General features: G+C 71.0%; 12 protein-coding genes. 4 read left to right on the forward strand and 8 right to left on the reverse strand.

From position 1 onward, the window contains the following. Nucleotides 1-31: 31 nt before the first annotated feature. Together ABZ434_RS11000 and ABZ434_RS11005 are read left to right on the forward strand one after the other, a co-directional pair. Complete coding sequence (locus ABZ434_RS11000; RefSeq protein ID WP_359134109.1) at nt 32-1,225, forward strand: PQQ-binding-like beta-propeller repeat protein; 1,194 nt, start codon at nt 32-34, stop codon at nt 1,223-1,225. Between the two features lie 416 nt (nt 1,226-1,641). Continuing rightward, entirely contained in the window at nt 1,642-2,376 is a 735-nt protein-coding gene (locus ABZ434_RS11005; RefSeq protein ID WP_359134112.1) for a M23 family metallopeptidase, read from the forward strand. Between the two features lie 21 nt (nt 2,377-2,397). Here ABZ434_RS11005 and ABZ434_RS11010 read toward each other — a convergent pair whose 3' ends face one another. After that, a complete protein-coding gene (locus ABZ434_RS11010; RefSeq protein ID WP_359134115.1) occupies nt 2,398-2,982 on the reverse strand; it encodes a TetR/AcrR family transcriptional regulator in 585 nt (194 codons plus the stop codon). 124 nt (nt 2,983-3,106) lie between these two features. Here ABZ434_RS11010 and ABZ434_RS11015 point away from each other — a divergent pair, with 124 nt between their 5' ends. Beyond that, on the forward strand, nt 3,107-4,684 hold the full coding sequence (locus tag ABZ434_RS11015) for an MDR family MFS transporter (protein ID WP_359134118.1): 1,578 nt from the start codon (nt 3,107-3,109) through the stop codon (nt 4,682-4,684). Nucleotides 4,685-4,757: 73 nt separating this feature from the next. Here ABZ434_RS11015 and cseC read toward each other — a convergent pair whose 3' ends face one another. The 5 genes from cseC to ABZ434_RS11040 all read right to left on the reverse strand — a co-directional run bounded on the left by cseC (nt 4,758) and on the right by ABZ434_RS11040 (nt 9,336). After that, complete coding sequence (gene cseC, locus ABZ434_RS11020) at nt 4,758-6,134, reverse strand: two-component system sensor histidine kinase CseC (protein ID WP_359134121.1); 1,377 nt, start codon at nt 6,132-6,134, stop codon at nt 4,758-4,760. After that, nucleotides 6,131-6,835, reverse strand: coding sequence for a two-component system response regulator CseB (gene cseB / locus ABZ434_RS11025; RefSeq protein WP_359134124.1), 705 nt, complete (start codon nt 6,833-6,835; stop codon nt 6,131-6,133). The genes cseC and cseB overlap by 4 nt, the downstream gene beginning before the upstream one ends. Nucleotides 6,836-6,845: 10 nt before the next feature. Further along, nucleotides 6,846-7,589, reverse strand: a complete 744-nt coding sequence (locus tag ABZ434_RS11030) for a hypothetical protein (RefSeq protein ID WP_359134127.1) — start codon at nt 7,587-7,589, stop codon at nt 6,846-6,848. Next, a complete protein-coding gene (locus ABZ434_RS11035; protein ID WP_359134130.1) occupies nt 7,577-8,221 on the reverse strand; it encodes a SigE family RNA polymerase sigma factor in 645 nt (214 codons plus the stop codon). The genes ABZ434_RS11030 and ABZ434_RS11035 overlap by 13 nt, the downstream gene beginning before the upstream one ends. Before the next feature lie 212 nt (nt 8,222-8,433). Then, nucleotides 8,434-9,336, reverse strand: coding sequence for an A/G-specific adenine glycosylase (locus ABZ434_RS11040; RefSeq protein ID WP_359134133.1), 903 nt, complete (start codon nt 9,334-9,336; stop codon nt 8,434-8,436). Between the two features lie 379 nt (nt 9,337-9,715). On the opposite strand from ABZ434_RS11040, the gene ABZ434_RS11045 reads away from it, so the two are divergent. Further along, nucleotides 9,716-10,498, forward strand: coding sequence for a hypothetical protein (locus tag ABZ434_RS11045; protein ID WP_359134196.1), 783 nt, complete (start codon nt 9,716-9,718; stop codon nt 10,496-10,498). Nucleotides 10,499-10,736: 238 nt separating this feature from the next. Here ABZ434_RS11045 and disA read toward each other — a convergent pair whose 3' ends face one another. Continuing rightward, nucleotides 10,737-11,861, reverse strand: coding sequence for a DNA integrity scanning diadenylate cyclase DisA (gene disA / locus ABZ434_RS11050; protein WP_359134136.1), 1,125 nt, complete (start codon nt 11,859-11,861; stop codon nt 10,737-10,739). Nucleotides 11,862-11,985: 124 nt separating this feature from the next. Then, complete coding sequence (radA, locus tag ABZ434_RS11055; RefSeq protein WP_359134138.1) at nt 11,986-13,398, reverse strand: DNA repair protein RadA; 1,413 nt, start codon at nt 13,396-13,398, stop codon at nt 11,986-11,988. Nucleotides 13,399-13,462: the final 64 nt, after the last annotated feature.

Genomic DNA, 13,462 nt, shown 5'->3' on the forward strand with positions numbered 1-13,462 from the left:
GACGAAGAAGTAACGGGGGCGGGGGCGGATCATGCGCAGAAGCGACGTGTCACGCAGGCAGATGATGAAGCTGGCAGGAGCCGGGCTGGTGCTGCTGGGAGCCGGGGCATCGGCCTGCGGGCCGGAGGACGAGCCGGCGTCCGGCGGAACGGACGCGCCGGGGAAGGCCACCGGCACCCCGGCGCCGGGCACCGAGCCGCAGACGGTCTGGCAGCACGCCTCGACGTACGACGGCCTGGCGTGGATCTCCGCGATCGCGGTCGTCGGCAACGTCGTGCTCGTCTCGGGTGACCCGCTGGTGGCCCGGGACGTATCCACCGGCAAGGAGATCTGGTCCCGCGCGGAGGTCACCACCCCGGGCGCGAACATGCTCGTCGGTGACGGGACGCTCTACCTCCAGAGCGCCAGGTACGACGGGAACATCGTCGGCCTGGACCCTGCCACGGGCAAGGACACCTGGCGCAGCCGGATGGGGGACCAGTACTCCCAGCCCCGGCCCATCGCCGCGGACGGGAACCACGTCTACGTCGTCGCGGGAATCCTGGACAAGGAGTTCAGGACGCCGGAGAACGTCATCGCCGCGATCGACACCACGTCGGGCAAGGTCGTCTGGCGGGAGAAGCGTGACCGGGGGACGGACCAGAGCGGCATCACCGCGCGGGTGGCCGGCAACCGTCTCGTCTACACGGACTTCCGGGAGAACCTCACGGTCCGCGACACCGCGACGGGCCGCCAGGTCTGGACGAAGAAGATCGGCCGGTCCGGCAACCGCGGCTTCGTGGTCCACGACGGCCTCGTCGTCCTCGCCAACGGGCAGTGGCTGCGTGCCTACGACCTGTCGGACGGCAGGGAACGCTGGTCCTTCAAGACCGAGGAGTTCAGCCGGTTCAACGATCCGGCGGTCCTGGACGGCGTCCTCTACGTCTCCGACAGCGCACACGGACTCTGGGCGGCCGACCCCGCGACCGGGAAGGCGCACTGGCACGACAAGGGCAGCCTGGACGTCGCCGCCCCCTGGCAGTTCGCCAAGGTGGGCGGTGTCCTCTACGGGGCGACGGAGTTCGACAAGGACGGCGGCATCCACGCCTACGACCCCGGCAGCGGGAAGCTGCGCTGGACGTACAACGACGGCAGCGGCGACCTCCAGCGGTGGTACCTCGCGGCAGGCGGCAAGCAACTCGTGGCCCTGCACGCGAAGAAGGTGACGGCACTGCCCGTCGGCTAAGGGCTGCCCCCGGGCCGAAGGTCCCGAATCGGACGGCCCTAGGTCCCACCGCCGGTGACAAGGCGCACAGCCCTTTCAGGGCCTACTAGACGTGTTAGGAGCAAACCCCTTGATCGGGGGCGGGACCTTCGGCCCGGTGTCCGGCAGGGCTTTCGGGTGTTTGGGGCGAAGTGCCTCGAAGGCGGGGCTGTGTCCGGTATGGACGGTTTGGAACTGGGGTTAAACCTGTCCTGACGAAGACTTTCGAGTGGCGACCGGGGGTGGGGAGCGGGGCTTGTGGCGACGAATTCCCCGGCCCTCATCTACGGCTTTTCTTCGTAGATGGGGGGTTTGAGTGCATCCGGGGGTGCGGGTTACCAAGGTATGGCCAGCCCGGCACAACGCCGGGTCCAGTCATCTCCGGAGGTTTTCCGCTTATGTCGAAGCGCGTTACGTTCCAGACCCGCCGCCCGTCCGCTTCCCGTGTCCGTGGCGCCGTGGTGGCAGCCGGCCTGGGGACGTCGATGGTTCTCGGTGCGGGCGCTGCGTTCGCGGCCGGCACGACGGGGACCACCGGCACCGCCGGCCTGGCCGGCGCGACCACCGCCCAGTCGGTCGCCCAGCAGGCGGCCGCGCAGGGCAAGGCGGCCGAGCACACTGCGGCGAAGAAGGCCGAGGCGGCGAAGAAGAAGGCTGCTGCGAAGAAGAAGGCGGCCGCCAAGAAGAAGGCCGCCGCCAAGAAGGCCGCGAAGCTTGCGTGGGAGACCCCGGTCCACCACTACGAGCTGAGCGCCAGCTTCGGCAACGACGGCAGCCGCTGGTCGCACAAGCACTCCGGCCAGGACTTCGCCGTGCCGATCGGCACCAAGGTCGAGGCCGCGCACAACGGCACCGTCGTGAAGGCCGGCCCGAACGGCGGCGGCGACGGTCCCGCGTACGGCAACGCCATCGTGATCAAGCACAAGAACGGTACGTACTCGCAGTACGCGCACCTCTCGAAGATCCAGGTGCACATCGGCGAGCACGTGAAGAAGGGTGAGAAGATCGCCCTCTCCGGCAACACCGGTAACTCCAGCGGTCCCCACCTGCACTTCGAGATCCGGACCACCCCGAACTACGGTTCGGCGGTCAACCCGGTCAACTTCCTGCACCACCACGGCATCTCGGTCTGATCCGACCGCGACACCATCCCGCTACTGGGCGGAATCCGGACCGTGGGCCCGGGTGACCAGTTCGACGGCGACTTCGAGGGCGGCCTTCCGCTTGTCCTCGGGGTCGCCGTCGACGTCTTTCAGCGCGAGCATGCCGGCGTGCAGGGTGAAGAGCGCACTGAAGCAGCGCACCTGGTCGGTGAGCGGCGCGTCGGGATCCTTGATCAGGTCCACGAGTCCGAGGACCCGGTCCTTGATCGTCACGCCGATGCTCAGGTCGCGCACGGTCGCCTGGTTCTCCTGCATGAAACGGAAGAGCGGGGCGGCGCCCGCCAGTGCCTCGCTGTAACGGCGGAGGATCTCCGTCTTCGTCTCCAGCGTGCGCGGCTGCGTCTCACCCCAGGTGATCAGCTCCTCGACGGGCCGGTTGAGGTCCTCGAAGATGCTGACCAGGATGTCTTCCTTGGTCTTGAAGTGGTAGTAGAGGGCGGCCTTGGTGACATCGAGGTGCTCGGCGATCTCGCGCAGCGAGGTCTTCTCGTAGCCCTGCTCGGCGAAGAGGCTCAGGGCGACGTCCTGGATGCGCTGGCGGGTGTTGCCCCGGCGCGGCTGCGGCGTGCTGCCCATGGTGCTCTCCCAAAAACTTACTTGACGCCCGGCTAGTTACGGGTCTACTTTCCCCTAGTGTAGTCAACTAGCCGGGCGGCAAGTAAGGGGCTCGGTGTACAGGGGAACTGGGGAGTTGGGGAACATGGCGGACCTGATCAAGGCAGCGGACGGGAAGGCGGACGCTCCGGCCGGACGGGCAGAGAAACCCGGCCCACAGCAGCGCAGCGTGCGGGTGGTGGTGCTCGCCCTGATGATCGCCATGCTGCTCGCCATGCTCGACAACCTGATCGTCGGCACCGCGATGCCGACCATCGTCGGCGACCTCGGCGGTCTGGAGCACCTGTCCTGGGTGGTCACCGCCTACACCCTGGCCACCGCCGCCTCCACCCCCATCTGGGGCAAGCTCGGCGACATGTACGGGCGCAAGGGCATCTTCCTCACGTCCATCGTGATCTTCCTGATCGGCTCGGTCCTCAGCGGCATGTCCCAGGACATGGGCCAGCTGATCGGTTTCCGGGCGATTCAGGGGCTCGGCGCCGGCGGTCTGATGGTCGGCGTCATGGCGATCATCGGCGACCTCGTGCCGCCCCGCGAGCGCGGCAAGTACCAGGGCATGATGGCCGGCGTCATGGCGATCGCGATGATCGGCGGACCGCTGGTCGGCGGCACCATCACCGACCACCTCGGCTGGCGCTGGAGCTTCTACATCAACCTGCCGCTGGGCGCCGTCGCCCTGGCCATGATCACCGTCGTGCTGCACCTGCCCAAGCGGGAACGTACCAAGGCGAAGGTTGACTACCTCGGCGCCGGACTGCTCACCGTCGGCATCACCGCGATCGTGCTGGTGACCACCTGGGGCGGTACGGAGTACGACTGGAACTCCGCCGTCATCATGGAACTCATCGCGATCGGCGTCGCCGCGCTCGCCGGCTTCCTCTTCGTCGAGACCAAGGCGGCGGAACCGATCATCCCGCTGCACATCTTCCGCAACGCCAACTTCACGCTGATGTCCGTGGTCGGCTTCATGGCGGGCTTCGTGATGTTCGGCGCGGTGCTCTACCTGCCGCTGTTCCAGCAGTCCGTCCAGGGCGCATCCGCGACCAACTCCGGACTGCTGCTCCTGCCGATGCTCCTGGCGATGATGATCGTCTCGCTGGTCGCCGGGCGGATCACTACCAGCAGCGGCCGGTACAAGATCTTCCCGATCATGGGCTCGATCCTGATGGTCGCCGGACTCTTCCTGCTCTCGACCATGGACACCGGCACCACCCGGTTCACCTCCGGCATCTACATGGCGGTGCTCGGCGCCGGCATGGGCTTCCTGATGCAGATCACGATGCTCGTGGCGCAGAACAGCGTCGAGCTGAAGGACATGGGCGTCGCCTCGTCCTCCACGACCCTCTTCCGTACGCTCGGCAGCTCCTTCGGCGTCGCCATCATGGGCGCGCTGTTCACCGGACGGGTGAGCGACGAGATGTCCGCCCGCGGCGGTGCGGGCGCCACCATGCACGGCGCCCAGCTGGACGCGGCGAGCCTGGCGAAGCTGCCGGTGCCGGTGCGCGAGGCGTACGAGTTCGCAGTGGCGTCGGGCACCCACATCGCCTTCCTCGTCGGCGCCTCGGTCGGACTGGTCGCCCTGGTGGCGGCGCTGTTCGTCAAGGAGGTCCCGCTGCGGGGCGCCGGACCGGAGAAGGCCGCTCCGGTGGTCGACGCGGTGTAGCAGTCCTCGTACGGGAAGGGCCGCGGGGTGCGCACCCCGCGGCCCTTCCCGTATCTCCGTGCGGACCGACCGCTCAGCGGTCGAGGTGCGTGCCGCTGCCGGTGGGCTTCCTGCCCCCGGGCTCCGGACCGCGCTGCTCACCCAGCTGAAGCATGGGGAAGCTGCCGGTGTCCGTCGGGGCGTGCTCGGGCAGCCACAGAACGGCGATCGCCCCGCCGGCGCCCTCGGCCGCACCCGCCGGGGCCGCGTTGCGGAAGGTCAGCCGGGCACCGAGCACCCGGGCCTGACCGGCCGCGATCGTCAGCCCCAGCCCGTGCCCGTGCCCGGCCCGGTCGGTGGATCCGGTACGGAAGCGGCTCGGCCCCTCCCGCAGCAGCGCCGCCGGGAACCCGGGACCGTGGTCGCGGACCCGCACCACCCGGCCCTCGACCGTGACCTCCACGGGCGTGGAGCCGTGCTTGGCGGCATTGCCCAGCAGATTGAACAGGATGCGCTCCAGCCGGCGCGGATCGGTGCTGACCCACGACTCGTGGACCACCCGGACCCGCACCTCCGGGTCCAGCAGCGCCACCCTGCGGCTGACGAACTCGCCCAGCGCGAGCTGCTGCAGCTCGGCCCGCTCGGAGGCGCTGTCCAGCCGGGCCACCTCCAGCACGTCCTCGACCAGCGTGCGCATCGCCTGCGCCCGGTCCCGTACGAGCTCCGAGGGACGGCCGGGCGGCAGCAGCTCGGCCGCCGTCAGCAGACCTGTCACGGGGGTGCGCAGTTCGTGGGCGATGTCCGCGGTGACCCGGCGCTCGGCCTCGATCCGTTCGTTCAGCGCGTCCGTCAGCGCGTCCACCGCGCCGGCCAGCTCATCGGTCTCGTCCCGCACGACCCCGCCGACGGCGTCCCCGACCCGTACATCGGTATGGCCCTGCGCGACCCTTCCGGCCGCGGCCGCCGCCTTGCGCAGCCGGCGCGAGAGCTGGCCGCCGATCAGGACGCCCAGCGCGGAGCCGCCGAAGACCACCGAGACCGAACCGATGATCAGGGCCCGGTCGAGATCGCCCAGGATCGTGGAGGAGCGGTCGGCGAAACGGGTGTGCAACGAGAGCACGTCCCCGCCGGGCAGCGGGACGGCCGCCCACACGTCGGGCACCCCGCCGCCGTCCTCGACATGCGTCGCGCGGCGGTTGCGCCGGGTCTCCTGGCGCAGGCTCTTCGGCATCGTCGGGTCATTGAGTTTCGCGCCGAAGCGGGGGTCCGCCTTCTTCGTCTTCGTCGCCTCGTAGAGCAGCTGGGCGTAGTTCAGCCGCTCCAGCTGCACCTCGCGCGCGTTCTCCAGCATGGAGACCCGGGCAGCGTTGTGGACGACCAGGCTCAGCGCGACCGCGATCAGGGCGCCGACCGCCGCGATCGCGATGCTGATCTTCCAGCGGACGCCCGTCCGCAGGGCCGGGCGCCTCATGCCCTGAGCTTGTAGCCGAAGCCGCGGACCGTTTCGATCCGGTCCTGGCCGATCTTCGTGCGCAGGCGCTGGACATGGACGTCCACGACCCGGGTGTCCCCGCCCCAGCCGTAGTCCCAGACCCGCTCCAGCAGTTTGTCGCGGGAGAGCACCGTGCCGGGAGCGGACGAGAACTCCAGCAGCAGCCGCATCTCGGTGGGTGTCAGGCCCACCTGCTCGCCGCCCTTGCGGACCTCCATGCCCTCGGTGTCGATCTCCAGGTCGCCGAAGACGAGTACGCCGCCCTCGGATCCCGGCACCGTCTCGCCACCGCCCGACCCGCTCCCCGAGGCATGGCCGAAGCGGCGGAGCACGGCCCGGATCCTGGCCACCAGGACCGCACCGTCGAACGGTTTCGTGACGTAGTCGTCGGCGCCGGCCTCCAGGCCCAGCACCACGTCGATCGAGTCGGCCCGGGCCGACAGCATGATCACCGGGACCGTCGACTCGTCCCGGATGCGCCGGCAGAGGCTGACCCCGTCCAGGCCCGGGACCATCACGTCGAGGAGCGCGATGTCGGGCCGGTTCCTTCGGAACGCCTCGAGGCCGAGGAGGCCGTCGGGCATCGCGGTGACCGCGAAGCCGTCCCGCTCCAGCGCCAGCTGGGTGGCCTCGCGGATGACGTCGTCGTCCTCGACGAACAGGACATGGGTCTCGGCCATCGGACTGCTCTCAGTTCTTCGTCGGTTCGGCGGGCTCGGGAAACTCCCCGTCCCCGGCTCCGACGGCTCTGTTGAAGTCGTTGTGCACCCGGTCCTGCTCGCTGAACCGCGCGCTCGCCCAGTGGTACGTGATCACTTCCTCGCCCGAGGGGTAGGCGACCGCGTCCTTCTTTCCGTACACCTGCGTCGTCACCACCAGATCACCGCGGTCGATCGTCCCGTAGACCGCGGGCTGCTCGATGGTGAACACGTTCTCGTACGTGCCGTCGGGCCGCGGCCGGTACACATAGGTCCCCACACCGACCGAGTCACCGCAGGTCATCACGTTCACCACCACATCCGCGGAGGGGCCGCCGGTCAGGGAGCCGTACGAGGTGTCCACCGGGTACTCGTCACCGGTGCAGGGCCTGAGGTCCGTCCTGACCCGCTCGCTCACCCTGGAATCCGCCTTGAGCAGGCCCACCGCGTCGACCCGGGGCGTCGGGCTCGTCGTGGACGGGGCGGTGGCACTCGGCGTGACCTGGGCGACCGGCTGGGTGCCCGCCGGGCCCTCGTCGCGCGTGCCCGTGCCCCCCGTCGAGCAGGCGGCGGCGAACAGCCCGAAGGCGGCGAGCCCGGCCAGAGCCGTGCTGCTCGCCGCCCAGCCGGTCAGCCGGCGTCTTTGCCCGCCGCCCGTCCCGTCCGCCGTGGGTCCTCCGGTGACCGTGCCGCCGCTCCCGCTGCCGCCCTCACCGCTGCCTGTCAGGCCGCGCACCGCTCCCGCCCCCGCTCGTCGTGACGCCCCTCGGGGGGCGCCCCTGCCTGTGCCCGCGAGCGCACCGGGGTCCGGGGCGCCACCACGCGTACAGTCGCTCCGCGCTCCGCGTCCTCACGGATGCGCTCCGCGCGGCTCGCCTCTTCCCTGCTCTCCAGCTCCTGGCGCAGTCGTGCCAGTGCCCGGTGCAGGGTGCTCTTCACCGTACCGGCCGACATACCGAGCGCCGCGGCCGTCTCCTCCGTACTCATCTGCTCCCAGTGTCGCAGCACGACCACGCTGCGCTGCTTGGGAGCCAGCACGCCCAGGACGTCCATGAGCAGGGCGCGGTCGGCGCGCTGCTCGGTGCCGTCCTCGACGCTGGCGTCGGGAAGCTGCTCGGTGGGCACCTCGTCGAGCTTGCGCGCCCGCCACCACTCGGTGCGGGTGTTGATCATGACGCGGCGCAGATAGGCGTCGGCGAGGGACTTGTCGGCGATGCCGTCCCAGCGGCCGTAGGTGCGGGCCAGCGCGGTCTGCAACAGGTCCTGCGCGTCCACGGGATCGGGGACCAGCCGGCGCGCGCTGCGCAGCAGCGCGTCCTGCCGGGTACGTACGTACTCCTCGAAACCGAGCACCTCGCCCTGCGCCATTACAACCGCCTCCGTCCCCGTGAAACCCCGTAGAACCACTGCCAGCCGCCTGGTCGTCGGGCTGACGTCGGTGACGCTACGGAGCTGTTGTCACGAGGCTGTGCGGAGCAGCCGTACGCCGACGCACGGCTGTCCATCGGTTGTGTAACAGCGCAGGAGGAGGGGGGACAAAGGCCCCGCAGGAGCGGAACCGGCCGGTCCGGTCGGTCGGGTCAGGTCAGTGGCAACCGGTACTGGCCGCCCGCCAGCGGTTCGACCAGGCCGTCGGAGACCAGGCCGTCCAGCGCGCGGGCGCGCTGCACCGGCTCCTCCCACACCGCGTCGAGCGCCGACTGGGGCACGGGGTTCACCGCCTCGCGGAGCACCGCGAGCAGCCTGCCGCGCACCTGCCGGTCCGTGCCGGCGTAGGTCTGGCCGCGGCGCGGCGGCCCCTGGTGAGCGGGCTTGCCGGCCAGCCGCCAGGCACACTGCCCGGCGATCGGGCAGCGCGAGCAGTCCTCGTTCTTCGCGGTGCAGACGAGGGCGCCGAGCTCCATCGTCGCGGCCGCCCACTGCGCCGCCTGCTCGTCCTCGTCCGGCAGCAGGGCGCGGGCGAGCTTGCGCTCGGCTGCGGTGGTCGCGTTCGGCGGGTACTGGATGCCGGTCGCGGCCCGGGCGAACACCCTGCGGACGTTCGTGTCGAGGACGGCGTGCCGCTGCCGGTAGGCGAACGAGGCCACGGCGGCCGCCGTGTACTCGCCGATCCCGGGCAGGGCGAGCAGCTGGGCGTGCTCGCTCGGTACGTCGCCTCCGTGGCGTTCCGTTATGGCCTGGGCGGCGCCGTGCAGGCGCAGGGCCCGCCGCGGGTAGCCGAGCCGGCCCCAGGCGCGGACCGCCTCGCCGGGCGGCTGTGCTGCGAGGTCGGCGGGTCGCGGCCAGCGGGCCAGCCACTGCTCGTACACCGGGAGGACCCGGTTGACGGGGGTCTGCTGCAGCATGAACTCACTCACCATCACGCCCCAGGCGCCCGCTTCGGGGCGGCGCCAGGGCAGATCGCGGGCGTGCTGGTCGAACCACCCGATGACGGGAGTGTGGAGGGAGGTGGGGGGCGTCTGTGTCGCAGTCGTGGCAGTCATCGCACCGTCGATCCTGGCATGGAACTGCAGACGAGGGTCAGGGGCACGGGGGTGTCGCCCCTCATAAGAGCCCTTGGAGTGATAGGGCCCCCCGTCTTTCCGCGCCCCACCGGACTCGCGTTCCGGCAAGTGGCCGCACGCCCCGCGAGCCGTTGCGGCAACTGGCCCATGGACCGTGCGAGGGCGTCACTCCAGGTGTCCGAGGTGTCGCTCAGGGTGTCCGCACCCCTCTCCGGAGAGGCAACAGGCCCGCCCGGGATGATGATCGGCAAAACTTGGAGGCCTGTGGCGGCGGGTGGGGCGGGAGTTGGTGCTGTTCTCTCGTACAGTTTGCGCCGTGGGATCTCTGCGTAATCCGATCGGGCCGCTTCCCTCCACCATCTACTGGCGACGGAGGGCGGTAGCGGCGACGCTGATTGCGCTGCTCGCGTTGCTGGTCGTATGGGCCGTCACCAACGGTGGCGGCAAGGGGAATCACGACGACTCGCGGGCTCCCGGCTCCGGTCCCGCGAACTCCATCACGCCGGGGCCCTCCGGTTCCGGCCCGGCCATCAGTGAACAGCCGGGCGGGCGCGACGAGTCGGGCGACGCCGGCGGCAGCGACGGGGGCAGCGGCGGAAGTTCGGACGCGGGCTCCGACGGAGCGGGCGAAGGGGGCGGCGGCGCCGGCAACGGCTCGGACACGGAGGCCGGTTCCGTCGCGAGTGGCGGTTCGGGCGGCACGACCGCGGGGCAGCAGCTCCCGGCCGGCTCCCCGCTCCCGGACTGCGCGCCCGCCGCGCTTCGGCTGACGCTGAAGACGGAACTCCGTTACGGGCCCGGCGAGAAGCCCAAGTTCCGGCTGATCGCCACGAACACCTCGTCCACCGCGTGCAAGGCCGACTTCGGCCCCAAGTCCGCGGTCCTCACCGTCACGGAAGCCGGCGGTGACGACGAAGAGGTCTGGTCCTCCAAGGACTGCCCGCGCAACGCGGCGGCCGTGCTGCTGAGGGTGCCTGCGGGGGCGACCGTCGAGCACGCCGTGGAGTGGGACCGCGCGAAGAGCGCCCCGAAGTGCGCGACGCCGCCTGCGGGGGCCGCGGGCCCGGGCACGTATCTGGTCGAGGCCAAGGCCGCGGGCGAGCCCGTGCAGCGCGCCTCGTTCGTCCTCGCGAAGGACTGACGGTGGAGAGCCGGCCGCGGAGGGCTGGCCGTGAGGTGCTGGCCGTGCATGGCCGGCCGTGAAGTCCTGACCGCGAGGTAGATCGCGGAGGGGCGGGCGTGCGGAGGTCCGGGCGGGTGTATGCAGCGCCGAGGCCCGCGTGGACCCGGCGTGCGTAGACCGTGCGTAGACCTGGGCGCGCGCACGGCCAGGGCGCGCGGAGGGCCCTGGCGTGCGGGCCCGGAGGCCGCGGCCTCGGCTACACGTACCGCTCGAGGATCGACGACTCGGCCAGGCGCGACAGCCCTTCGCGCACGCTGCGCGCCCGCGCCTCGCCGACGCCGTCCACCGTCTGGAGATCGTCGACGCTCGCGGCGAGCAGCTTCTGCAGGCCGCCGAAGTGCTCCACCAGCCGGTCGATGATCGCCCCGGGCAGCCGCGGCACCTTCGCCAGCAGCCGGAAGCCGCGCGGCGACACCGCCGAGTCGAGCGTCTCCGGAGAGCCGCTGTATCCCAGCGCCCTTGCCACGACCGGGAGTTCGAGCAGCTCGGTGTGGGACAGCGCATCGAGCTCGGTGAGCGCCTCCGTCACCGTACGCGAGCGCTTCGCGGTCGGCTCCGGTACGTAGTCCCGCACGACCAGTTCGCGCTCCGGCTCCACGCCCGCGATCAACTCGTCGAGCTGGAGCGAGAGAAGCCGGCCGTCGGTCCCGAGCTCCACCACGTACTCGGCGATCTCGATCGCGATCCGGCGGACCATCTCCAGACGCTGGGCGACCGCCGTCACGTCCCGGACCGTCACGAGGTCCTCGATCTCCAGGGCGGAGAGCGTGCCCGCGACCTCGTCGAGCCGGAGCTTGTACCGCTCCAGCGTGGCGAGCGCCTGGTTGGCGCGGGAGAGGATAGCGGCCGACTCCTCCAGGACCCGGCGCTCCCCGTCCACGTACAGCGCGATCAGGTGCATCGACTGCGAGACCGAGACCACCGGGAAGTTGCACTGCTTGGAGACCCGGTCCGCCGTGCGGTGCCGGGTGCCCGTCTCCTCGGTGGGGATCGAGGCGTCCGGGACCAGCTGGACGCCGGCCCGCAGGATCTTGGTCATGTCCTTGTCGAGGATCAGTGCCCCGTCGAGCTTGGCGAGCTCCCGCAGCCGGGTCGCGGTGAATTCCACGTCCAGCACGAAGCCGCCGGTGCACATCGACTCGACGGTCCTGTCCATGCCGAGCACGATCAGCCCGCCGGTGTTGCCGCGGAGGATGCGCTCCAGGCCGTCCCGCAGGGCCATTCCGGGCGCGACGGCGGTCAACGAGGCGCGCATCAGCGCCTCGTTACCGGTGCCTTGGCCGGACTTTCCGGGCGATGCTGCCCGGTCGCTGGCTGCCACTGCACTCCTCCGGTCACAGGTTTGCGGTGCCCTCAGGGCCTCTCCTCCGGACCGTTCCTGATCCAGACGAAAGACCCTACGTCCCTCATACCGTTCGTACGGACGGGCGAGACCAGGGCAAAGTCTACCGGCGTGCGCCGTCCTCCTGTGGGGCCTGTGCGCGAGAGCGGCGCGGGAGCACCCTGAGCGCATCGCCCATGTTGGCGACTTCCGTGACCTTCATACCGGGCGGGACCTTTCCCGGATCGGTCGGAACCAGTGCGTGGGTGAAGCCCAGACGGTATGCCTCGGCCAGTCTCCGCTGGACCCCGGTGACCCTTCTGACCTCGCCCGCGAGACCCACCTCACCGATCGCCACCAGGTTCTTCGGCAGCGGTGTGTCGCTCGCGGCGCTGGCCAGGGCGAGCGCGATCGCGAGGTCCGCGGCCGGCTCGGTGAGCTTCACGCCGCCGACCGTGGCGCTGTAGATGTCCCGCTTGCCCAGCGAGCTGATCCGGCCGCGCTGCTCCAGGACGGCCAGCATCATCGACACCCGGGAGGTCTCGAGGCCCGAGGTGGTGCGTCGGGGCGAGGGGATCTGGGAATCGACGGTGAGCGCCTGTACCTCGGCGACCAGGGGGCGCTTGCCCTCCAGGGTGACGGTCAGGCAGGTGCCGGGCACGGGCTCGTCGCGGCGGGTGAGGAAGAGGCCCGAGGGGTCGGCGAGGCCGGTGATGCCCTCGTCGTGGAGCTCGAAGCAGCCGACCTCGTCGGTCGCCCCGTAGCGGTTCTTGACCCCGCGCACGAGCCGGAGCCGGGCATGCCGGTCCCCCTCGAAGGACAGCACCACGTCGACCAGGTGCTCCAGCAGCCGGGGCCCGGCGATCGCGCCGTCCTTCGTGACGTGGCCGACCAGCAGGGTCGCCATGCCGCGCTCCTTGGAGGCACGGATCAGCGCCCCGGCGACCTCGCGGACCTGCGCCATCCCGCCGGGCGCGCCCTCGATCTCGGGGGAGGCGACGGTCTGTACGGAGTCCAGGACGAGCAGGGAGGGCTTGACGGCGTCCAGATGGCCGAGGACAGCGGACAGATCGGTCTCGGCGGCCAGGTACAGGTGGTCGTTGATCGCCCGGATCCGGTCGGCACGCATCCTGACCTGGCTGGCGGACTCCTCGGCCGTGACGTACAAGGTGCGGTGCTCGTCGCTCGCGGCCTTGGCCGCCACGTCCAGCAGCAATGTGGACTTCCCCACGCCCGGCTCGCCCGCGAGCAGGACGACGGCACCGGGAACCAGCCCGCCCCCCAGCACCCGGTCCAGCTCGCCGACACCCGTCGAGCGGGCTGTGGCCTGGCGGCTGTCGACCTGGCCGATGGGGAGCGCGGCGGTGGAGACGCGACCGGCTGCCGTGGTGCGGACCGCAGGGGCGCCGCCGAACTCCTCGACCGTCCCCCACGCCTGGCACTCCGGGCAGCGGCCGAGCCACTTGGCGGTCGTCCAGCCGCATTCGGTGCAGCGGTAGGACGGCCGGTCCTTCGCGGATTTCGTACGGGCAGCCATGGCGCCACCGTATAGGTGGGGTCGGACAGTGCGGCCCGGCGCAGGGCGTGCGCGGGAGCGGCGC

Source organism: Streptomyces sp. NPDC005761, assembly GCF_040630635.1.
Lineage (GTDB): Bacteria > Actinomycetota > Actinomycetes > Streptomycetales > Streptomycetaceae > Streptomyces.